We start from the raw sequence: 23601 nt of genomic DNA on the forward strand, positions 1-23601 counted from the left end.
ATTTTTAATAAATAATTGATTTGAAAGATGTTTTTTATTTACATTTTATAGATATATATAAACAACCGTTCTAATCAATAAACCACATTAACAATAAGGATATTTAATAAAAATTAGTGCAAGAAACCAATTAAAAGGTAAAGTTGTTTCAATTGAAACAGGTTCTGTAAATGCCATCGTACATATTGATATTGGTGGTGGTAATGTGATTTCTTCAACTATTTCTATCTCTGCGGTAAAGGAACTCGACTTAGAAGTAGGTAAAGAAGCTTATGCTATCATTAAAGCAACATCTGTAATGGTTGGCGTAGAATAACCCTTTGCTTAATACTACAAAAAAACCTCGCAGCCTAAATGATTCGCGAGGTTTTCTTTTTGCTTAGATAAGCAATTAAATTGACATAGTAGATAAAATTGTTACTCAAAACTACCTAAAAATCGATACCTGAATACCATTATAAACAAGACCTTTTTATCGTTATGCTGGTATTTTATCACCAATGGATTTAAATACTCTAATGCTAAGAACCTAACCGTACTTGCGTAAAAACCTGCTTATCTCCCCACCTCACCATCGTGAGATGATTGCCCCATGCACACCCCGTATCTAAGGCATAAATATTTGGATGAGCACATTCTCCCATCAGGCTTGCCCAGTGTCCAAAAATGATTTCTTGTTCATTAAAGAGAGGGTTATCTAATTCAAACCACGCCTTTAATTCTATTGGTGCGTCTTTAATGGGTAATTTACAAGCAAAATCTAACCGCTTATCTAAGTAGCAGAAACGCATTCGAGTAAATGCATTAACGATATAACGCCAGCGATCTATTCCCTGCAAATTACTATCCCAATGGTCAGGATGATTCTCGTACATTTGAGCGATGTAATTAGCATAATTTTCGCTCTTTAACAAAGCTTCCGCTTCTCTTGCACACTGAGTTGCCGTAGATAAGTCCCATTCTGGGCTAATGCCTGCATGCACAAGTAGAAAGCCATACTTTGGGTGTTGCACCATAAGCGGTTGATTTCTGAGCCAGTTTTGCAATTCATCACGATCTGGTACCTTAAAAATCGGTTCAACTTTATCCGAAGGCTTAACCCGTTTTATGCCTAACAAGGTAGAAAGAAGATGCAAATCGTGGTTACCTAGCACAGTTTGTGCTTTTTCGCCTAAATTTTTTACGAAACGTAAACAAGCTAACGAATCATCACCACGAGCAACTAAATCACCCGTGAGCCAAATTTCATCTTGTTTTTCATCAAACTGGGCTTTTTCTAACAGCATTTGAAACTCTTTGAAACAGCCATGTAAGTCTCCTACGATATAAGTTGCCATATTATTCTTCCTTCTTCTCTTCTTTTGCTTGCTTCTGCTCTAACCGTCTTTTTTTGAAAAATGCACTCATTTTCTGGCTACATTTTTCTCGAAGTAATCCGCCTCGAATTTCAATCAAGTGGTTCATTTTGAAATCTTCAAACAGATGAAAACGTGATCCGATAGCACCTGTTTTGTAGTCATTTGCACCAAAGACTAATCGCCCGATACGGCTATGCAGAATCGCACCTGCACACATTGTGCATGGTTCTAGTGTAACATAAAGTGTACAATCAAGCAGACGGTAATTTTGTAAAGATTGCCCTGCTTCACGAATCGCTAACATTTCTGCGTGAGCAGTGGGATCATTAAGCAAAATAGATTGATTCCAGCCTTCGCCAATTTTATTACCCTCTTTATCAACTAACACCGCTCCAACGGGAATTTCGCCTATGGCTTCGGCTTGATCAGCAAGGTCCAAGGCATATTCTAACCAAAATTTGTCTTGTTCGGAATAATCTAGCGTACAGCTATTTTGAGTGGATTGAATGAACATAGTTAAAAATCTGTGTCATCTGGTTACAAAAACAGCCCCAATGGGGCTGTTTCAATGTGTATAGACTAAGGCTATAAATTAACGACGACCACGATCGTTAAAACGTTTCTCTTTAAAACCGCCTTTTTTGCGGTCGTTAAAACCACGATCACGACGTCGATCATTACGTTCACCACGGCCTCGTCCTTCAAACGGTTGGCTGTTTGCACCATCAACAGGACCTAACAGCGACATCTGCATTTGCTTGTTCAACACGCGTGCTTTTTGGGCAAAGTGTTGCACCAAGTGGTTTGGCATACCTTGCGGAAGCTCGATGGTTGAATAAGTATCGTGCAATTTAATGTGGCCAATGAAACGGCTACTAATATCCCCTTCGTTGGCAATTGCCCCCACGATATGACGCACTTCTACGCCATCTTCACGACCTAATTCGATACGATATAAATCCATCGCTACGCCTGTGCCTTCGCGTTGTTCGCGTCCGCTGCGGCGATCATCACGGCGATCACCACGTTCATTGCGGTCACGGCGACCACGTTCGCGGCTTGGTTTAACCACTGGATCCGGAGGAAGAATCAGTTTTTGTTTTTCTTGAAGTAACATCATCATTGCAGCAGCAAGTTCTTCGTGATCTTGATCTCCAGTAAATAAATCTTCTAATAATGCACGATATTTTTCTAAATCATGGTGCTCTAATTGTGCTTCAATACGTGCTTTGAATTTCTCACGGCGCTTTGCCATTAGAATTTCGTGGTTTGGAATCGCCACTTCATCTATTGGTTTCTTGATAAGATGCTCAATGTTGCGTAATAAACGGCGCTCACGCGGTTCAACGAATAATAATGCACGACCAGAGCGCCCTGCACGACCTGTACGACCAATACGGTGTACGTAAGATTCTGCATCAAGCGGAATATCGTAGTTTACCACAAGGCTGATGCGTTCAATGTCGATACCACGTGCAGCTACGTCTGTTGCCACTAAAATATCTAAACGACCTGATTTTAGTTTATCTAAAGTCTGCTCACGGGCTTGTTGGGTCATATCACCGTTTAACGCTGCAGTGCGATAGCCGTTGCGTTCGCAAAGTTCGGTAATATCAATCGTACCTGTTTTGGTACGAGTAAAGATGATCGCCGCATCAAATTCTTCCACTTCTAAGAAGCGTAATAACGCATCATTTTTACGGAAGCCATTTACTAACCAGTAGCTTTGAGTAATATCTGGTGCTGAACGCTGAGTCGCTTTGATTTTCACTTCTTGCGGATCGTTCATAAAGCGTTTGGTAATGCGGCGAATTGGCTCAGGCATTGTCGCAGAGAATAATGCCGTTTGGTGCTGCTCTGGTAATTCTGCCATCACCGTTTCAACATCATCAATAAAGCCCATACGCAACATTTCATCAGCTTCATCTAATACGATGAATTTAAGTTGTGAAAGGTTTAATGTACCGCGATTGATATGGTCAAGAATACGACCTGGTGTGCCCACCACTACTTGTGAGCCTTGTTTTAACGCACGAAGTTGAATGTCGTAACGTTGTCCCCCATAAACGGTCACAACACGAACACCTTGCATATTTTTAGTAAATTGCTCACACGCGTCTGCGACTTGAATCGCAAGTTCGCGAGTTGGTGCCATCACTAACATTTGTGGATGGCGAGCTTCAGGATCAATTTGTGCAAGAAGAGGAAGAGAGAACGCTGCCGTTTTACCACTCCCCGTTTGTGCCATACCGAGTACATCGCGACCATTTAATAAATGTGGAATACACTCTTGTTGGATCGGCGATGGGGTCACAAAACCCATATCGTTTACAGCATCAAGGATAGATTGTGGTAAGCCTAAATCGGCAAAAGTCATTGTTGTTTCAGTCATAAAATTCCAAATAAAAAGGAAATTCCTTCAATCAATTTGAAGAAACGAGTCAAAATAATATTGTTGAGCTTTAGGCAAGAAAAATAAATAGAAAGCAAACCGATGCTTTTTATAACTTGTCATTTGAGTATAGCGGTTAAATTTGCATAATTTTTTGCAAATTCGACCGCTTGCGTCCCTAATTATCCCCAACAACGGTGGGTGTTTGAACATTATTGATGCTTTCGTTATTACGAAGCTGTGAGAGTTCAAACAAGGCAAAACGATACTCAACAAAGTTAAACACTTGATTTGCTAAAGCAAGACGGAAGAGACTGATTGCCTCATCTTTTTGATTCAATTTGAGTTTTTGTTTTGCTAAATAAAAGTAAGTTTCGGTAAGCATTTCCGCATAAGCAGCCGTATTTGACTGAGCTTGTGCTTCCATTTTTTTCCGAAGTTGTTTCAATGAGATATTACCTAAGAAATAATCCACCACATTTTTGCCCCAAAACTCATCAGAGATTTTTTTAGCGCGAGCAATTAAATTATTTTTTGCCTCTTGCGGAGTCAATTCTAACTCATTGAAATAGAGCCATAAAACACGGTATGGATCAACGGGGTTTTCATTATAAAAATGCAATAAATCGCGCTGAGCTTCTGAATATCGACCGCTATAATAAAATGCTAAACCACGATTGAGGTAGGTATAGGCATAATCAGGGTCTAAATCTAATACCGCATTAAAGGCATCAACCGAGCTGTCATAATCATCTTCTAACAACAAATATAAGCCCATATAGTTATAGGCTGCTGTCATTTTTTGATTAAGCGAAATGGCTTGGTTAAAGTCGTAACGTGCAAGCGACCACAATCCTAAGCTATCGTAAATTACGCCACGCTCAAAATAGAGATCCGCACGGTCATCATCCGTTAATTTTGCTTCTTGCAACACTTGGGTTAAACGCACAATCATCACTTCTTGATCAAAGCGAAGTTGTGGATTTAACTCAGCTAATGCCAATTTATCTGTTGAAATCATTTCTGATGAACGGTTAGCACAACCTGCCAGAAATAAAATAATAAATAAACCGAGTGAAAAAAAACGAAAAATTTTAGTCTGTTGTAACATAAGTAATAAACAGCCTTAAAGTCACTACCCTAGAAAATCGGCCCTAGAAAATAGCTAAAAATGACCAACCCCTTGTTGCCAAGAGGTTGATCGATAAGCGGGTTATTCAGCTTGTTCTTCAACTGGCGTTGCAACTTCTGCTTCCACGTTGTTTACATCTTTCATTGTTAAACGAATGCGGTTTTGTCGGTCAATTTCAACCACTTTCACCATCACTTCTTGTCCTACTGAAAGGTAATCTGCAACACGTTCAACACGTTCATCTGTGATCTGTGAAATGTGAACCAGACCTTCTTTGCCGCCTAGAATCGAAACAAATGCACCGAAATCAACCACTCGAGTCACTTTACCCTTATAAATTGCATTCACTTCCACTTCTGCCACGATTTCTTCGATACGAGCCATAACAGTTTTCGCTGCATTGTTGTCCGTTGCTGCAATTTTTACTGTACCATCGTCGTCAATGTCGATTGATGTGCCAGTTTCTTCAGTTAATGCACGAATAGTTGCACCACCTTTACCAATCACATCTTTGATTTTCTTCGGATCAATTTTCATCGTGTGAATACGCGGTGCGTAGTCTGAAATATCCGCACGCGGAGCTGGAATTGCCTGTTCCATCACGTTTAAGATATGCATACGTGCACCTTTCGCTTGGTTCAAAGCAATTTGCATAATTTCAGGGGTAATACCTTCAATTTTGATGTCCATTTGAAGTGCAGTCACACCTTCACGTGTACCCGCCACTTTAAAGTCCATATCGCCTAAATGATCCTCATCACCTAAAATATCTGAAAGCACTACAAATTTCTCTTCTTCTTTTACCAAGCCCATTGCGATGCCTGCAACTGCTGCTTTAATTGGCACACCCGCATCCATTAACGCAAGAGAAGCACCACACACAGAAGCCATTGAAGAAGAACCGTTTGACTCAGTGATTTCAGATACCACACGCACAACATATGGGAATTCTTCTGCACTTGGCATTACCGCTAACACACCACGCTTAGCTAAACGACCGTGACCGATTTCACGACGTTTTGGAGAACCAATGCGACCTGTTTCACCCACTGAGTATGGAGGGAAGTTGTAGTGGAATAAGAAGCGGTCTGATTTCTCGCCCGTTAATTCATCAATGATTTGTGCATCACGTTCTGTACCCAAAGTCGCCACTGCTAATGCTTGAGTTTCGCCACGAGTAAAGATTGCTGAACCGTGAGTGCGTGGTAATACGCCTGTGCAGATATCTAATGCACGCACGGTATCAACGGTACGACCATCAATACGAGGTTCGCCTGCAATGATACGGCTACGTACGATTTGGCTTTCCAATGCAGTAATAATATCCATAATTGCACCTTCAGAAACGGTTTCATCTTCTGTGGTTAAAGTAGCAATTACTTCTGCTTTGATAGTGTCGATTTGTTCGTAACGTGCTTGCTTTTCAGTAATACGGTAAGCATCACCAATGCGTGATCCTGCTAACGTTTTTACTTTATGGATTAAATCTGTGTTTGGCTCTGGAGCAATCCAATCCCAACGAGGCTTGCCTGCTTCTTTCACGAATTCTTTGATGTTTTCGATAACAACTTGTTGTTGTTGATGACCGAATACCACCGCTGAAAGCATTTGTTCTTCGGTTAAAATATCGGCTTCAGATTCCACCATTAATACCGCTTTATCTGTACCTGCAACCACTAAATCCAAACGGCTTTGTTTTTGTTCTGAAGTGGTTGGGTTTAATACGAATTGATCATTGATGAAACCAACACGTGCTGCACCGATAGGGCCATTGAACGGTACACCAGAAAGTGAAAGTGCTGCTGAAGCACCGATCATCGCCACTAAGTCTGGGCTAATTTGAGGGTTAACAGAAACCACTGTTGCAATTACTTGAATTTCGTTGAAAAAACCTTCTGGGAAAAGAGGACGAACAGGACGGTCGATTAAACGAGCTACTAATGTTTCACCTTCAGATGGGCGACCTTCACGTTTGAAGAAACCGCCTGGGATACGACCTGCTGCGTAAGTACGCTCTTGGTAATCAACCGTTAAAGGGAAGAAATCTTGACCTTCTTTAACCTCTTTTTTTGCCACAACAGTCACAAAAACGGTTGTATCATCCATACTAGCCATTACTGCTGCAGTAGCTTGGCGTGCAATTGCACCTGTTTCTAAGGTCACTGTATGCTGACCATATTTAAATTGTCTAACAATTGGAGTCATAACTAAATCCTTGAATTTTAATTAAAATTTAGTTTTATTTCTTACAAATTGCGACTAGCAAAAACGATTTCGTTCATTTTTAAATAAACGCTAAACAAATCGCTTTTGATAGCCGCCTCTACAAATCAGAAATAAAACGTTACTATTATACAGTTTTTTTCATACAAAATCGCCTACTATTTTTGCCTTTTACAAAATTCCTCTAAATCTCATCATTTTGCAACAATGAATGAAAAACGATCGTTTTGATTTCAGGTGTGGACAAATATCCACAGATCATAGAAAATAAAACGTTTTTTGTAATCAACCTAAAAGTTATGAGCAATACCATTATCAATTACGAAGGCATTGAACAAATGCCAATTAAGCATTTTACCGAAGACGCTTACCTCAATTATTCAATGTATGTGATTATGGACAGAGCATTGCCGTTTATTGGCGATGGCTTAAAACCTGTACAACGTCGCATTATCTATGCTATGTCTGAGCTGGGCTTAAATGCCAATGCAAAATATGCCAAAGCAGCTCGCACAGTGGGTGATGTATTAGGTAAATTCCACCCACACGGTGACTCTGCTTGTTATGGTGCAATGGTAGGAATGGCACAAGATTTTACCTTCCGCTACCCGCTAATTGATGGTCAAGGAAACTGGGGTAGCTTAGAAGACGATGCCGCAGCGTATCGTTATACTGAAGCACGCTTAACAAAATTTTCGTCCGTTTTACTTTCTGAAATTGATCAAGGCACGGTAGATTTCAAACCGAATTTTGACGGTTCAAAAATCGAGCCTGTTACCTTCCCTTCTCGCTTGCCACATATTTTATTAAATGGCTCAACAGGGATTGCTGTTGGGATGGCAACCGACATTCCTCCTCACAATATTAATGAATTAGCAGATGCCTGTATGATGTTGTTGGATAATCCAAATGCAACATTAACAGATATTTTAAATGTAGTGCAAGGCCCTGACTACCCAACCCAAGCGGAAATTATCACACCAAAATCGGAGATGGCAAAAATCTACGAACAAGGACGTGGCTCCATCAAAGCCCGTGCAGTTTGGCAAAAAGAAGATGGCAAAATTGTAATTAACGCACTGCCATATCAAACCTCACCATCAAAAATCATTGAGCAAATTGCTGCTCAAATGAAGAACAAAAAACTGCCAATGGTAGATGATGTTCGCGATGAATCAAATCACGAGAACCCGATTCGGATCGTGATTATCCCTCGCTCAAATCGTATTGATTTTAATGCATTGATGGATCATCTATTTGCAACAACAGAGCTAGAAAAAAGCTTCCGTATCAATATGAATATGATTGGTTTAGATGGAAAACCTGCAGTGAAAAATCTGCACACTATTCTGACCGAATGGCTGAGTTTCCGCCGTGCAACGGTAACCCGTCGTCTAAATTACCGATTAGATAAAATTTTAGACCGCTTGCATATCATTGAGGGGTTAATCATTGCGTTTTTAAGCATTAACGAAGTAATTGAAATTATCCGCAATGAAGATGAGCCTAAAGCCGTGTTAATGGCTCGTTTTGGGTTAAGCGAAATTCAAGCCGATGCGATTTTAAACCTACGCTTACGTAACTTAGCTAAACTGGAAGAAACCACGCTTAAAGCAGAACAAAATGCACTAGAAAAAGAGCGAGATGAATTACAAGTTTTATTAGGTTCGGAACGCCGATTAAACACGCTTATTAAAAAAGAAATTCAGACTGATGCAAAAACATTCGCTTCACCACGGAGATCTATTTTTGTAGAGCGTACGGAAGCAAAAGCCATTTCAGAAGCAGATCTCACACCAACTGAAGATGTTACTGTCATTTTATCGGAAAAAGGCTGGGTGCGTTGTGCAAAAGGGCACGACATTGACGTGACAGGCTTAGCATACCGTGCAGGCGACCAATATCTGGCTCACGCAAGAGGTAGAAGCAATCAACCTGTAGTGTTCTTAGATAGCACGGGACGAGCTTATACGATTGACCCAACCTCACTGCCCTCTGCACGCTCACAAGGCGAGCCACTTACAAGTAAGATTACCTTGCCAGAAGGTGCAGAAATCCAGCAAGTCTTAATGGGACAACCTACCGAAAATGTCCTGATGGCATCCAACTCGGGCTATGGTTTCCTTTGTACTTTTGAAGATTTAATCTCTCGTAACAAGGCGGGTAAAGCGGTCATTTCTTTAACCGAAAATGCAAAAGCATTACCACCGCAACGAATCACAGAGGAAGAAAACCTTTCTCTGGTTGCCATCAGCAACGTTGGGCGAATGTTGGTTTTCCCATTAAGCGAATTACCAACACTCTCAAAAGGGAAAGGCAATAAAATCATTAATATTTCCGCCCAAGCGGCAAAATCAGGTGAGGAATATTTGGCTCATTTGTTGTTACTCAAACCAAATCAGTCCTTAGTGTTTGTTTCAGGCAAACGCAAAATCACCCTCAAACCTGCCGATATTGAGAAATATCGTGGGGAACGTGCAAGAAAAGGCACGCAAGTGAGAGGTTTAAGCGAACATTCAATCATTGAGATTGTTAATTAGCAAAATCCCACGTATGAGAGATCATTACGTGGGATTTCTTTATCTAATTTGCAAATTAGAAGCGAATTTCAACCGCTCCTGCAAAGTTTCGACCTGGTGCGTAGAAGCGTTCTAGCCCTTTACGCTGTGGGTCAACCGCATCAGTTGTACTAATATAATTGATACCACGTAAAGTATCCCAAGTATGATATTTACGATTCAATAAATTATATACACCTGCACGTAAAGTTACATTTTTATTGACTTTATAGAATCCATAAACATCAAATAAAGTCGCTGAACCATTCAAATAAGGGTATGTTTGAACACGTTTACGCCACAAAATTTGTGCATCTTTCGCTTTTTTAGCACCTAAATAAGTTGCTCTTACATTTAAGCCCCAGCGATCTTCAGGATCTTCATAACCAAAACCAACAATAACTTTTAATGGCTGAATAGACAGTAAACTGTTCTCGCTTCCTTTTAATCTAGCTTTAGAATAACCTAAATTAGCAAGGAACTTCCATCCTGCAGGAATAACTGAGAATACTTGATCTAAATTCATTTTGCTATTTAGTTCAATACCAGAAATACTTGCTCTATCAATATTTACCATTTGTTGACCTAGTTGGTATTCAAATGGCTGTGCTCCATAATAAGCAGAATATTCATCGTAATCTGTATTTGCGACTAGCTCTTCTGTTTCTTGTTCAATTAAGAAATCTTTATAACGACTATGGTAGATATTCATACCAAACAAGCCTAGTCGATGTTCAGCTTGGATATTAATTGATTGGTTAAGTGCTTGTTCTGCTTTTAAATTAGGATTTGGATACCAGTTACCCAATTTATTAGTGAAAGAGAAATACATTTCTGATGCTGTTGGCACTCGATATCCAGTAGAAACATTATAGCCTACTTTCCAAGTATCGTTTAACTGAGCATCTAGCCCTAATGAGCCACTTAAACTTTGGAATGTATTAGATGCTGGTGTTGCAGTACAAGCTTGGCAAGGTGCTTTTATATGTTGTGGCACGAGCTCTTCCCAGTCATATCTTACCCCTAGCTGACTAGAAAACATATCATTCCATGCAACTTTATCTTGTAATTGACTATAAAATGCTCTAGTTCTTACTGGATGCTGAATTGAACCATTTTCTTTTAACGTTTTACCACCTTGATAAAACTCTTTGTCATTTCGGTTATCAAAATCCTTCTGAGATATACCTGAACGAAGTGTAAAAATATGTGTACCCCATTTGGTTTCCCAAGCTGCAGAATCTAAACGAATGGAAGCTCGTTTTACTTTAGTTAACATATGAGTATCTTGAAGCTCATCTGCACGCTTAATATAGATAAGTCTTCCATTCGCATCTCTATTATAAGAACCTTTATAATTTTTAGAGCCAATATCTGTTTCTTGCCAATCGAGATCTGCACGTAAATAACTTAAATATTTACTATCTTCTGGGAAATACTCATACGCAAAATTGGCGGTATAGCGTGAATTGATATCATTAACTAAACGCCAGCTACTTTCAGTATAGTTATATGATTTTTCATCTACCTCATTGTTAAGTTTCTGACCATTAAAAGAAACACTGATTTTATGAGATGGCGTAATAAAATATCCTACTTTTGCTAAATAACTGTGATTTTTATGATGAGCTGGGTCAGGTATTCCTCTTGCACTTCCTGTAATATCTTCTCCACTACCACTACTTTTCATTTCGTGCCCATTACGGTGGGAATAAAGCAAGGCAATATCTACTTTTTCATTTCTATAACCCGTTCCAACAGTATAGGTCCATTCACGGTTTTTACTTGCGTAGCCATTTTTGAGTAACACACCCCAATTATTTTCTGGCAAGATAATATCATCTACACCTAGAGTACGATAGTTTACCGATCCACCTAACGCCCCACTTCCTGAATTAAAGGAGTCTGAACCTCGCATAATGTCGATCCCTTGCACTAATTCAGGATCAATTCCTAAACGCGAACTATTGAAGTTGCCATAACGGGCGTAAAGGGAGTTCTCTTCAGAATCAGGTAGATTTACACCATCTACACTAATACCAACGCGATTTCCCTCAACACCTCTCATAGCAAAGCCTTTCTTACGACGACCATTATCGCTAATACCTACATCTGTTGTATAACGCACTAAATCATAACTGTCCGCAATCAATTCCTCCTGAATTGCTTTACGTGTTTTCTTGATTTGATTCGATTTGATTTGAGTGCCATCAACGCGAATGGTATCTAAAGTAGTTTCTTCTTGGGCATAGCTGTTTAATGCCATCGCAACACAAACAGCCCCCAAGGATAGGGTAAATTTACGGGACATATTTTCACCTAAAATGTAAACGAGATATGAATTCAGTTTACGAAAATTTAATAAACTTTACAAGAGTATTGAAAATCATTTTTATTTGGTTTAATCTAATTGAAACTTTATTCCACTCTAATCACATAAAATAGGTCACTCTTATGAATAAATTCAAACTTACCTTACTTGCTGTATCCTGTGCAGCCTTTTTAACTGCTTGCTCATCAAGCTCTAAAGGAGGTGCAGATAATTCTGATCAAATTCGTAAAACAGAATCCACATTAACGCAAAAAATTGCGGATCTTACTCAGCAAGTAAAAACAGCTCAACAACAAGCTCAAAATAATCAATCAAATTACAATACAGCTAAGTCTGAAGTAGATAAAGCCCAAGCTACTGTAATTCAGCTCACTGCTGAAGTTGCCAAACTTACTAAAGAATTAGCTGAATTAAATCAAAAACAAGCTGAACTAGCAGCTGAACAAACTAATTCCCAACTAGCTAACGCAAAACAAAACCTTGAAAATCAAGACGCGTTAAAAAAACTAGAAGAAAAAGCACAAAAAGCAGCTGAAGATCTGGCTAACGCAAAGCAAAATTTAGAGAAAGCTCAAAAAGATGCTGAAGTAGCAAACAAATCTGTTGAAGAACTCAATGCAAAAGTAGCTGAACAAGCGAAAAAACGCCAAGAAGCCGAAGAATATGCTAAACAGCTAGAAAATCTTCGTGCAGATGAAAAATCAAGAATTCCACTTAGCGATAAAGTATTCGGCGGAATTTCTGGTGTGATGAGTGATGCTGTATCTGGTGGTGTCATTAACTTAAAAGATGGTAAAGCAACTGTTGAGCGTACCCAAGCTCGAGATATTCGTGATCTTACAATTGTTGATAGCAATGGTGTTAAAGATCAATTACTTTCTTTAGCTGATTCAGAATATAATGACTATATCGGGCAGGTTGAATATAGTTCAAATATTGCTAACACAGGTGATTTCAAATCAACTACTTTTGGTATCTATGCAACTGATCCATACAACCCAACTGAAAAAATGATTTATGCACAAGGTAAACCAACCGATGTAACTCAAATTCCTACTTCAGGTACAATTCAATACACAGGCGGAGCTGCTTATGTGAAAGATGGCGTTTCATATGCAAGAACATCAAAAATGAATGCGACAGCTGATTTCGATAAAAAAATAATTGATATTACAATTAACGAAAAAGTAAATACTTATTACAACACGGTTCAAGTACCTGAAATGAAATTCGGCGGCAAAATCACAGGCAATAGTTTTGCGGGCGAAGTAAATGGAATCAAAACCCAAGGTGGTTTCTTCGGTGAAAATGCGAAAGAATTATCAGGTATTTACACCAATGATGCAGACAAATCACGTGGTGTATTTGGTGCAATCAAACAAGAAGCAGCTCAATAAGCGGTAGGATTTTATTAAAAAATGACAAATCTTACAGAAAAGATCACCGCTTATATTGCGGAAAATCCACAGGCGATCACACTGGATATGGCAATCCATTTTGGGCTGCCTGAAGGTAAAATTTTAGTGGCACTGCCAGAACAATTTGTGCGTGTGTTTGAGGCAAATCGTGCCGAAGAGATTTTTGCCCAAATTGCTCAATGGGGCACGTTTACCACCATTATTGAAAAATGCGGTTCGATCTTTGAAATTAAAGATCGTTTCCCAGAAGGTATTGTAGGGCGTGGCTACTACAATCTGAATATGAAAGGCGACCAAGGTGCGTTGCACGGGCATTTAAAATTAGATGGCATTGCTCAAATTGCCTTTGTTAGCCTGCCTTTCCGTGGTAAAGAGAGCTACAACATCGCCTTTATTGCTCATAATGGCGAGACCATTTTTAAAGTGTATTTAGGGCGTGATGAGCAACGCCAACTTTTCCCTGAACAAGTGGAAAAATTCAATGCCTTTCAATAGGGATTTTTATTAAGGAGAAAACAATGACTGCTCGTCAAGAAGTACTACAGAACCGCTTAGGACCACAAATTCAAGAGTTGAAGGAACAATGCCGTACGATTATGTTGGCAACCTTAGATGAAGAAGGCAACCCAAACGTCAGTTATGCACCGTTTGTAATTCATAATGGCAAATATGTTGTGTTAATTTCAGAAATCGCCCGCCACGCCCGCAATCTACAAAAAGTACCGAAAGTATCGTTGATGTTGATTGAAGATGAGAACTTAAGCCGTCAAATTTTTGCCCGCAAGCGGTTAAGTTTTGATGCAACTTCGCAAGTGATTGATAAACTTTCAGAAGAAGGTCAGGCTTGTTTAGCAGAACTTAAAGCCCGCCACGGTGATTTAATTGATGAATTAGCACAAAATGCTGACTTTAAACTCTTCGGCTTCACACCAAGCCAAGGCCTATTCGTTAAAGGGTTCGGTCAAGCCTTCCAAGTGAGCCCATCTGATTTAGTGGATGTGGTGCATTTGGAGATTGGACATATTAAAGAAGAAAATTAGAACTTAATTTAGTAAGACAAAAGAGTTGCTAATGTTTATTTTTCAAATATTAGCAACTCTTTTTATTTAAATGGTTTTTAAATCTATCATCACTAAAACGCCAATAATTACCAACCTTTCACTACACCGCCGTTAAATAATTTTAACGCTTCTTGGAATACCTCTTCGGTTTGGAAGGCTTTTACGAAGGTTTGCAAACGTGGGTCGTCTTTATTGTCTTCACGACTAACCACTAAGTTTACATATGGAGAATCTTTTGATTCCACAATAATGCCGTCTTTTTCTGGGCTTAAACCTGCTTGACCTGCATAAGTGTTGTTGATAACCGCTAAATCTACATCATCTAATGAACGGGTTAATAACACGGTATCTACTTGTTTAATCTGAATGTTTTTCGGATTTTCGATAATATCATTCTCAGTAGAGAATAAATTTTTCGGATCTTTTAATTTAATTAAACCATGAGCTTGAAGTAATAATAACGCACGACCTGTATTACTCGGGTTGTTTGGAATTGCTACGATTGCACCGTCTTTTAGCTCACCTAAGTTTTTGATTTTTTTAGAATAAGCGGCAATTGGCCATAATAAAGTATTGCCGATCACAGCCATTTTATAGCCACGTTCTTTACTTTCTTGCTCTAAATAAGGCACTGTTTGGAATGCGTTAGCATCTAAATCTTTTTTATCTAATGCAGCATTTGGTTGAGTATATTCTGTAAATTGCACTAACTGTACATCTAAGCCATATTTTTCTTTAGCCACTTTCACGGCTACTTCAGTCATTTGTGCTTCAGGACCTGTCATCACGCCGACTTTTAATGGCTCTTGTGCCTCTGTTTTTTCTTCTTTACAAGCAGTTAATGCTAATGCAGAAACCAGTACTACACCTAATAATTTTGTTAATTTCATGTTAAATACTTATTTGAGGGAAAAAATTAGCGGTTAAATTTTGCAAAACATAAACAAAATTCAACCGCTTGAGTGATATTAATCTGTAAATTACCAGCCTTTTACTACACCATCTTTGAAGTGTTTTTGTGCTTCTTGGAACACTTCTTCAGTTTGGTATGCTTTCACAAAGTTTTTCACATTGTCGCTGTCTTTGTTATCTTTACGTGCCACGATGATGTTTACATATGGAGAATCTTTATCTTCCACAAATACGCCATCATTTGCACTTAAACCTACTTGACCTGCGTAAGTGTTGTTCACTACAGCTAAATCTACATCATCCAACGCTTTCGCTGCCACTGAAGTATCTACTTCTTGGATTTTTAAGTTTTTCGGATTTTCAACAATGTCAATCGCTGTTGAGAATAGGTTTGTGTTGTCTTTTAATTTGATTAAGCCTTGTTTTTCTAACAAGATTAACGCACGTGCAAGGTTACTTGGATCATTTGGTACGGCAACCACTGCACCATCTTGTAATTCGCTGACTGATTTAATTTTTTTAGAATAACCCGCTAATGGATACACGAAAGTGTTACCCACGATTTCAAGGTTATCTAAACCTTTAGATGCTGTGTCTTTGTCTAAATAAGGCTTGTGCTGGAATGCGTTTGCATCTAAATCACCTTTACTTACTGCAGTGTTTGGCAGTGCGTAGTCGTTAAATAAAACGAACTCCACATCTAAGCCATATTTTTCTTTGGCAATTTGAGCAGCTTTTTCTGCCACTGTGTGTTCAGGGCCCGACATTACGCCTACTTTGATTTTTTGAGTAGGTTGAGCTGCTGGAGCTTGAGCAGTTTCTGCTTTTTTCTCTTCGTTACAAGCGGTTAAAGCTAATGCTGAAACGAATGCAACACTTAATACTTTTTTAAAGTTCATAAATACCTCATAGAGATGTTGTGTTAAATAACAAATTGATCTTAGCGATGGTCATATTTCTTCGCCAAATGATCGCCTAGTTTTTGAGAAACCATCACAATGGCCACAATAATGACTGTTGCAATCCATTTCACATAAACCATATTACGGTGCTCGCCGTAGCTGATAGCGAGGTTTCCTAAACCACCGCCGCCAACAGCACCAGCCATTGCCGAATAACCAATTAACGCCACAAGGGTTAAAGTAATGCCGTTAATTAAAATCGGTAAAGATTCTGGCAAATAGAAACGGGTGACTACCTGCCAATTTGTTGCTCCCATTGATTTTGCTGCTTCGGTTAAACCTGCAGGAATTTCAAGCAAGGCATTTGCGGTTAAGCGTGCAAAGAATGGAATAGCTGACACACTTAATGGCACGATTGCTGCCGTTGTGCCTAATGTAGTTCCGACAATTAAACGGGTAAAAGGCAACAACACAATCAACAAAATAATAAACGGCACAGAACGACCAATATTGATGATTATATCTAAAATTTGGTAGGCACGTTGGTTCTCTAAAATCTCGCCTTTAGCTGTTAAGAACGCTAAAAAACCTATCGGCAAGCCAATTACTACAGAAAGCAATGTTGCAACAAAGCCCATATAAATGGTTTCTACCGTTGATGAAGCCACGAGTTGCCACATCTGCGGAGTAAGCTCATTGAGAAAATCATTCCACATAACCTAGCACCTCAACTTTTACGTTATTATCAATTAAATAGAATCTTGCTTCTGAAATCGCATCTTCTTCGCCGGTGACCTCCGCAATCACAAAGCCGAATTTTACCCCACCTGCATAATCAATTTGCGACATCAAAATACTAAAATCAATGCCGAAGCGTTTTGAAGCGTGCGAGAGCAATGGCGCATCAACCGAACGCCCTGTAAATTCAAACTTAATAATCGGTTTGTTTTTCTCTGCGGTTGGTTGAGCAGAAAGTTGTTCCATATACTCTTGCGGGAGCTCAATATGGAAGGTCGATTGAATAAATTTCTGAGCCAGTGCAGTTTTCGGATTAGAGAAAATTTCACTTACTGACTCCGTTTCAATCAGCTCACCTTTATCAATCACCGCCACACGATCACAAATACGTTTGACCACTTCCATTTCGTGGGTAATCAACAAGATAGTTAAGCCTAAACGTTTATTGATGTCTTTTAAAAGCTGTAAGATCGATTGCGTGGTTGCAGGATCTAGTGCACTAGTTGCTTCATCACAAAGCAAGACTTTTGGATTAGATGCCAACGCACGTGCAATCGCCACACGCTGTTTCTGACCGCCAGATAAATTGCTTGGGTAAACATCTTTACGTTCGGTTAAACCGACTAATTCAAGCAACTCATTCACTTTCTTCTCAAGCTGCTCTTTTGGCGTATTATTTAAACGCAATGGCAACGCCACGTTTTCAAATACGGTTTGCGAAGAAAGTAAATTAAAATGCTGGAAAATCATTGCAATGTTGCGACGAGCTAAAATCAGATCTTTATCCGACATTGCGGTTAAATCTTGCCCATCGACAATCACTTGCCCAATGGTTGGGCGTTCTAATAAATTCACGCAACGAATCAGTGTACTCTTCCCTGCGCCAGAAGCCCCAATTACACCGTAAATTGTGCCTTGCGGAACTTCAAGGCTTACATTGTCAAGGGCGGTAATTTTTTTGCCGTTCACCTCAAACTGCTTGCTGATATTTTTCAGCTCAATCATAAATCTATCCACACACTTGTTAAAATATTTCAGTTATTTTAGACGTCTAGAATGCTATGTCAATTCACCTTGCTTATTTTTTTATTCAAAAATGGAATAATTTAAGCTATTTTGATAAATTTATTCTTTGTCCCAATAAAATATATAAAAAATGCACCTACCGAAGCTGATGCCTAGATAAGTGCATTTCATTATTCAATCAACTCATTACGCTTAATTTGCAGAATGTTCTAATTTTTCGACCGCTTGTGTTGCATATTTTTCTTCATCAAATTCGCGTAAAGGTTTGTGTTCTTGACCTAAAAAGGTATAGATCACAGGCAATACGAATAAGGTGAAGAGTGTACCGATACTTAAACCTGCAACGATTACGATACCGATACTAAAGCGTGCAATCGCGCCCGCACCAGATGCTAAAAGTAGAGGGATTAAGCCCGCTACCATCGCTGCGGTAGTCATCATAATTGGACGTAAACGAATAGTTGCTGCGTGAACAATCGCTTCAAAACGAGATAAACCGTTGTTTAACTGCTCTTCTTTCGCGACTTCACACATTAAGATACCGTGTTTAGTAATCAAGCCGACCAATGTCACTAATCCTACCTGTGAGTAGATATTCAAAGTTGCTCCTGCAACTTTGCCGATACCTAAAATATTTAGCACCAATAACGCACCACTCACGGCTAACGGTACAGATACCAAGATTACCATTGGATCACGCCAAGATTCGAACTGAATCGCAAGTACAAGGTAGATGATAATTACCGCTAAGCCAAAGGTCATCACCATTGCGTTACCTTCTTGTACATATTGGCGTGCTTCTGATTTAAAATCGTATTGATAGCCTTGTGGAAGCGTACGGTCTAATTCCGCTTTCGCCCAGTTTACTGCGTCACCAATTGAACCTGACACAACACCGCCAATCGTTGCTGAGTTTAGCTGGCTCATGCGTGGTAATGAAGATGGTTCCGTGGTTAGCTCTAAGCTTACGATTGAGCTTAATGGTACAGCTTCACCGTTTGCAGCTGTTACGTAATATTTCGTTAAATCTTCTGGATTTAAACGATCTTTTCGAACCGCTTGTGATACGATCGGATACGCACGGGAATCAATATCGACACGGGTAATAATCGCTCCTGATAAGTAAGCACCAAGCGTGTTACTTACTTGCTGCATAGAGATCCCGTAAGCCCCCATTTTTTCACGGTCGAACTTCCATTTCATCGTTACTGTATCAAATTTCAAGTCTAAGTTTGCAAAGAAGAATTGACCTGAAGCTTGTGCTTTTTTCAAGAATTCGCCTGCAACATCGGCTAACTTGGTGTAGTTATCCGCTGTGGTAATCACTAATGAGAAGGGTAAACCACTTTCACCTGTGGAAATTTCAGGGAAGGCGATAGCATTGATGTCCATTGGAACAACATTTTTTGCAATCGCTGCCACATCTTTTGAAATTTCTGCTCGTTCACGAGTACGCTCACTCCAATCTTTTAGTGAGATGATAGAGAGTGCACTATTCGAGCCATTAAAGCCTGAAATCGTCATCATTGCAGAGACTTCTGGAATTTCAGCAACTTCTTTGTTGAATTTCTCTGTTGCCGCTTGGGTGTAATCTAAGTTGGTATTTGATGGACCACTACCAATACCCACGATAAAGCCTCGGTCTTCGGTTGGAGCAACTTCACTTGAAAGTGAGCCTAAAAGGGTTGGTAAGGTACCAAAAATCACTACCGCAAACACCACGATAGCCCAACGCACCGCCATAACTCCACGCAACATATTGGTGTAGCACGAGGTCATTTTATCCAACATACCGTTGATACACTTCGCAAAACGGCTTTCGTGTTCTTCGTTGTGTTCTTTTAACACACGGCTCGACATCATTGGCGAAAGCGTTAATGCTGCAATCCCTGAAATGAATACCGCACCCGCAAGGGTTAAGGCGAACTCTTTGAAAAGTGAACCTGTTACCCCTTCCATCAATGCCATCGGTGAATATACTGCACCAAGTGTGATGGTCATTGAGATAACGGGGATTGCAATTTCACGCGTACCGATAATCGCTGCATCAAATGGCGATTTACCCTCTTTCACGTGACGTTCTACGTTCTCAAGTACGACGATCGCATCGTCCACCACCAAGCCGATCGCAAGAATTAACGCCAATAAGGTTAAAAGATTGATCGAGAAGCCAAACATTTGTAGGAAGAACAATACCCCAATAAGCGAGATTGGAATGGTAATGATCGGCACAATCATCGCTCGCAGTGATCCTAAAAATAGGATAATAACCACTAATACAATCACCGTTGCTTCAATAATTGTTTTATAAACTTCATTGATAGAGCTATTAATGGCAATCGTTTTGTCGTATAAAATCTGACCGTTAATTGTTTCTGGTAAATTTTTCTGCATTTGTGCAAATACAGGATAAATATCTTTAGCCACAGTGATGGAGTTTGCTGTAGTTGCAGCAGAAACACCTAAAACAACCGCTTCTTTACCGTCTGCAACAGTACGAGAGGCATCTTGATATTTATCTAACTCAACCTTTGCAATGTCTTTTAACTTGATGGTTTTACCGTCTGATGTGGTTGAAATCGTTACGTTCTCAAGTTCAGAAACAGAAGGCGTACTTGATTCTACTTTGTTTTTGTAAACTGTGTAGTAACCGTTCGCATTACCTGCGGCAGTGTTCAAGTTGTTTGCCGTTAAAGCGGCTAACACTTGTGCACCAGAGAGGTTATTCCCCGCCATTTTGTCAGGATCTAACCAAATGCGTAAACCGAAGGTCGTTGCACCGAAAATATCAACACTTGATACCCCATTTACCGTAAAGAATTGTGGTTTAACCACACGGTTAATATAGTCGGTAATTTGGGCTGTATTTAACTCATCAGAGACAAATCGGATATACATCAACGCATCGTTCGAACCTGATGAAACGCTGATTGATGGATCATCAATCCCGCTCGGAAGATTAGAACGAATTGCACTCACTTTCGAAGAAATATCCGCCAACGCCAATTGTGGGTTGGTGTTCAATTTCATTTTGATCGTGGTAGTTGAAGTGCTTGGCCCACTTGAAGAAGTCACATAGTCGATGTTATCCGCCTGTGCAACCGCTTCTTCAATTTGGGAAGTTACGAGTGCCTGCATCAAACTTGCATCCGCACCTGAGTAGTTCACACTCACGGTTACAGTTGAGATGGTCATCTCAGGATATTCTCGCACCTGTAACTTATTGATGGATTGCAAGCCAAGAATCGTAATCAGCAAGCTAATACACACCGCAAGTACAGGACGTTTAATAAATAGATCGGTAAATTTCATTGATTACCTCAATTAAAGTTTACTACTTTTCGCAGGTACGGTTACACCAACAGCTTCTTGATCAGAAACAAGGATAAGCGAATGGTTATTTAAACGCTGGAAACCGCCCGTTACGATAACATCACCCGCTTTCACGCCTTTCGCTAATTGTGCGTAGATACCGTTACGGTCTTTGGTTCTTACTTCCACTTGTTTTGCACGATACATTTTATTTGCATCTAATTTCGGATTTTGCTCTGCCATTTTGCTTACAAGTGCTTTATCTTCATCTGAAAGTTGCTCAAGCACATAAACGGTTTCACCATACATCGTGTAAGTAACCGCAATTTGTGGCACCACGATTTGTGCTTTTTCAGTTGGCAATGCCACATTTAAACGCACAAACATACCTGAAAGCAATTTGTTACCACCTTCAGTAATTACCGCTTCAACGTTAATTAAACCCGTATTGCGATCAACTGCAGGATCGATTGCCACAATTTCTGCTGGGAAGGTTTGCCCCACTAACGCATCCACTTCTGCAGTCACTTTTTGACCCACAAAAATATGCTCAACATCTGTTTGAGGAAGCGTAAAACGCACTTTCATTGAACTTTGATCTTCAACACGCACGATTTCTGTACCGGTCGTGATGTATTGACCTACGTTCACATTCACGATACCTGAAAAACCGCTAAATGGAGCATAAATTTTACGGCGTGCAATTGAAGCTTTTAATGACTCAATATTTGCTACTAATTGATTATAGGTTGCTTGAGCACTGTCTAATTCTGCTTTTGAGGCACTGTTAGAAGCCACCAAGTTACGATAACGATCTAACGTAAGTTTTGCATTTGGCAATTGTGCTTGAGACGCTTTCAAGGTTGCCACTTCGACGGCATCATCAAGCTCCACCAATAAATCACCTTTATTGACATGCTGACCTGATTTTACGTTCACACTTTTCACCGTACCAGAAGACTCAGCACTTAACATCGCCCCTTGGTTCGGACGAACATAACCTACCGCTGAAAGATAAGGAGTCCATTCACGAGGTTGTACCTGCATTGCGGTGATTTCACTCACCGTTTCAGGCATATTCGCTGCAGCTTCCGCTTTCTTGCCTGCGATAAAACGTTGCATTCCTGCTACGCCTGCAAAAGCAACAAGCACAACCAATAGCGTTACTACAATAAGAAACTTTCTGCCACGAGAAGGCTTTTGGTTTTCTGTTGTCATGTTTTCTCCAATATATTTAAATAAAAAATAAACGATTTACACCGTAATTGCTTTCCAAGAACACAATAGCATTTTTTCTATTGTCTCCTTCGAATACTCTTTTTGCGTCAATTGCTGTAAATAAGCAATTTCCACCACAATACCAATGCCCAAAACGTGTAATAATTCCGCTGGCATTTGAGCGATTACGCCCTGCTCCTGCCCATCTCGCACAAATTTATTCCAGATAAAATCATCATCGTGAATCAGTCGCTCAATAATTTCATTGAATCCAAGCATAGCTTGGTATTGCGATAAATTCGTTGCGACCGTTGGGTTATCTCGCAAAAATGCCAACTTGTTTTCAAACATCTTGCGGTAACGATTAAACAGTGTGTCAGTTTCATCATAGCCATCTTGCACATAATGCGTAAAACGGTCACATAAATCATAAGCCAGCTTATTTAATAAATCGTCTTTGGTCTTAAAATACGAATAGAGCGTTCCTAAGGCTAGGTTCGCTCTGGTTGCAATTTTTCGCATAGAAAGGTTTTGAATGCCAATCTCTGCAATGAGTATTTCAGTCACGGAAAGAATTTGGCGAGCCATCTCATCTTTTGATGAGCTTTGCACTTCGTTTTTTTGTATTTCCGTTTTCTGCATTTCACTCTCCATTTTCCAAAATGAACAGTTGTTCATTCTATAGATTTCCACCTCTTTTTGCAAAGAAAAATCCATTTTCTACCGCTTATTTCTCTCTATTTTGCTAAAAATATGCTAGTATTTGCCCAATTATTTACTCAAGAAAAATCAACATGGCTGTAAAATCCAAATATCAAAACAATCAATTCGATACCTTATTACAAGACTTATTTATCGTATTAGAACAACACAAAGCACCTGCCGATTTATCGCTTATGGTGCTTGGCAATATGGTTACCAACATCATCCAAAACCGCGTGCAAGATGAACAACAGCGTGAACGCCTTGCTGAGGCTTTTGCCAATTCGTTAAAACTCTCTTTAAAAGCAAAATAACCT

Annotated in this window: 19 protein-coding genes; 6 read left to right on the forward strand and 13 right to left on the reverse strand. The window is 39.6% G+C overall.

Going from position 1 to position 23601, the window contains the following annotated elements; genetic code table 11:
- Positions 1–106: 106 nt before the first annotated feature.
- Positions 107–316 carry a TOBE domain-containing protein gene (locus QMF79_RS08395; RefSeq protein WP_005705596.1) on the forward strand — a complete coding sequence of 70 codons (210 nt, stop codon included), beginning with the start codon at positions 107–109 and terminating at the stop codon, positions 314–316.
- 205 nt (positions 317–521) lie between these two features.
- Here the strand turns inward: QMF79_RS08395 and apaH are convergent, their stop codons facing one another.
- The 5 genes from apaH to pnp all read right to left on the reverse strand — a co-directional run bounded on the left by apaH (position 522) and on the right by pnp (position 7087).
- Entirely contained in the window at positions 522–1337 is an 816-nt protein-coding gene (gene apaH, locus QMF79_RS08400; protein WP_281773487.1) for a bis(5'-nucleosyl)-tetraphosphatase (symmetrical) ApaH, read from the reverse strand.
- A 1-nt stretch (position 1338) separates the two neighbouring features.
- Complete coding sequence (gene tadA, locus QMF79_RS08405; protein WP_040216237.1) at positions 1339–1872, reverse strand: tRNA adenosine(34) deaminase TadA; 534 nt, start codon at positions 1870–1872, stop codon at positions 1339–1341.
- Between the two features lie 78 nt (positions 1873–1950).
- Positions 1951–3750 carry a DEAD/DEAH box helicase gene (locus QMF79_RS08410; protein WP_281773488.1) on the reverse strand — a complete coding sequence of 600 codons (1800 nt, stop codon included), beginning with the start codon at positions 3748–3750 and terminating at the stop codon, positions 1951–1953.
- A gap of 178 nt (positions 3751–3928) precedes the next feature.
- The gene (gene nlpI, locus QMF79_RS08415) at positions 3929–4861 is read right to left on the reverse strand and encodes a lipoprotein NlpI (protein ID WP_281773489.1); all 933 of its coding nucleotides are present in this window, start codon (positions 4859–4861) and stop codon (positions 3929–3931) included.
- Between the two features lie 102 nt (positions 4862–4963).
- Positions 4964–7087 carry a polyribonucleotide nucleotidyltransferase gene (pnp, locus tag QMF79_RS08420; protein WP_281773490.1) on the reverse strand — a complete coding sequence of 708 codons (2124 nt, stop codon included), beginning with the start codon at positions 7085–7087 and terminating at the stop codon, positions 4964–4966.
- Positions 7088–7404: 317 nt separating this feature from the next.
- Here pnp and parC point away from each other — a divergent pair, with 317 nt between their 5' ends.
- On the forward strand, positions 7405–9645 hold the full coding sequence (gene parC / locus QMF79_RS08425; RefSeq protein ID WP_281773491.1) for a DNA topoisomerase IV subunit A: 2241 nt from the start codon (positions 7405–7407) through the stop codon (positions 9643–9645).
- A 55-nt stretch (positions 9646–9700) separates the two neighbouring features.
- Here the strand turns inward: parC and QMF79_RS08430 are convergent, their stop codons facing one another.
- The gene (locus tag QMF79_RS08430) at positions 9701–11974 is read right to left on the reverse strand and encodes a TonB-dependent hemoglobin/transferrin/lactoferrin family receptor (protein WP_281773492.1); all 2274 of its coding nucleotides are present in this window, start codon (positions 11972–11974) and stop codon (positions 9701–9703) included.
- A 143-nt stretch (positions 11975–12117) separates the two neighbouring features.
- Here QMF79_RS08430 and QMF79_RS08435 point away from each other — a divergent pair, with 143 nt between their 5' ends.
- Genes QMF79_RS08435 through hutZ form a run of 3 tightly spaced genes read left to right on the forward strand, consistent with a single transcriptional unit; the run spans position 12118 to position 14453 of the window.
- Positions 12118–13392: a transferrin-binding protein-like solute binding protein gene (locus tag QMF79_RS08435; protein WP_281773493.1), complete on the forward strand. Its 1275-nt coding sequence runs from the start codon at positions 12118–12120 to the stop codon at positions 13390–13392.
- A gap of 21 nt (positions 13393–13413) precedes the next feature.
- Positions 13414–13908 carry a heme utilization cystosolic carrier protein HutX gene (hutX, locus tag QMF79_RS08440; RefSeq protein ID WP_281773494.1) on the forward strand — a complete coding sequence of 165 codons (495 nt, stop codon included), beginning with the start codon at positions 13414–13416 and terminating at the stop codon, positions 13906–13908.
- A 23-nt stretch (positions 13909–13931) separates the two neighbouring features.
- Complete coding sequence (gene hutZ / locus QMF79_RS08445) at positions 13932–14453, forward strand: heme utilization protein HutZ (RefSeq protein ID WP_281773495.1); 522 nt, start codon at positions 13932–13934, stop codon at positions 14451–14453.
- 107 nt (positions 14454–14560) lie between these two features.
- Here hutZ and QMF79_RS08450 read toward each other — a convergent pair whose 3' ends face one another.
- The 7 genes from QMF79_RS08450 to QMF79_RS08480 form a co-directional block, all read right to left on the reverse strand.
- Positions 14561–15364, reverse strand: coding sequence for a MetQ/NlpA family ABC transporter substrate-binding protein (locus QMF79_RS08450; RefSeq protein ID WP_281773496.1), 804 nt, complete (start codon positions 15362–15364; stop codon positions 14561–14563).
- Positions 15365–15454: 90 nt separating this feature from the next.
- The gene (locus QMF79_RS08455; RefSeq protein WP_005705823.1) at positions 15455–16285 is read right to left on the reverse strand and encodes a MetQ/NlpA family lipoprotein; all 831 of its coding nucleotides are present in this window, start codon (positions 16283–16285) and stop codon (positions 15455–15457) included.
- Positions 16286–16326: 41 nt separating this feature from the next.
- Positions 16327–17004: a methionine ABC transporter permease gene (locus QMF79_RS08460; protein ID WP_281773497.1), complete on the reverse strand. Its 678-nt coding sequence runs from the start codon at positions 17002–17004 to the stop codon at positions 16327–16329.
- Complete coding sequence (gene metN, locus QMF79_RS08465; protein WP_281773498.1) at positions 16994–18031, reverse strand: methionine ABC transporter ATP-binding protein MetN; 1038 nt, start codon at positions 18029–18031, stop codon at positions 16994–16996. Before metN ends, QMF79_RS08460 begins: the two co-directional genes overlap by 11 nt.
- A gap of 213 nt (positions 18032–18244) precedes the next feature.
- Positions 18245–21364 (reverse strand): efflux RND transporter permease subunit, encoded by a 3120-nt coding sequence (locus tag QMF79_RS08470; RefSeq protein WP_281773499.1) that lies wholly within the window; start codon positions 21362–21364, stop codon positions 18245–18247.
- Between the two features lie 12 nt (positions 21365–21376).
- Positions 21377–22582 carry an efflux RND transporter periplasmic adaptor subunit gene (locus QMF79_RS08475; protein ID WP_281773500.1) on the reverse strand — a complete coding sequence of 402 codons (1206 nt, stop codon included), beginning with the start codon at positions 22580–22582 and terminating at the stop codon, positions 21377–21379.
- 36 nt (positions 22583–22618) lie between these two features.
- Complete coding sequence (locus QMF79_RS08480; RefSeq protein ID WP_281773501.1) at positions 22619–23224, reverse strand: TetR/AcrR family transcriptional regulator; 606 nt, start codon at positions 23222–23224, stop codon at positions 22619–22621.
- 152 nt (positions 23225–23376) lie between these two features.
- Here QMF79_RS08480 and QMF79_RS08485 point away from each other — a divergent pair, with 152 nt between their 5' ends.
- Complete coding sequence (locus tag QMF79_RS08485) at positions 23377–23598, forward strand: DUF1414 domain-containing protein (RefSeq protein WP_005705632.1); 222 nt, start codon at positions 23377–23379, stop codon at positions 23596–23598.
- Positions 23599–23601 lie beyond the last annotated feature (3 nt).

This window comes from Pseudohaemophilus parahaemolyticus (assembly GCF_938021905.1).
Taxonomy (GTDB): domain Bacteria; phylum Pseudomonadota; class Gammaproteobacteria; order Enterobacterales; family Pasteurellaceae; genus Haemophilus_A; species Haemophilus_A parahaemolyticus_B.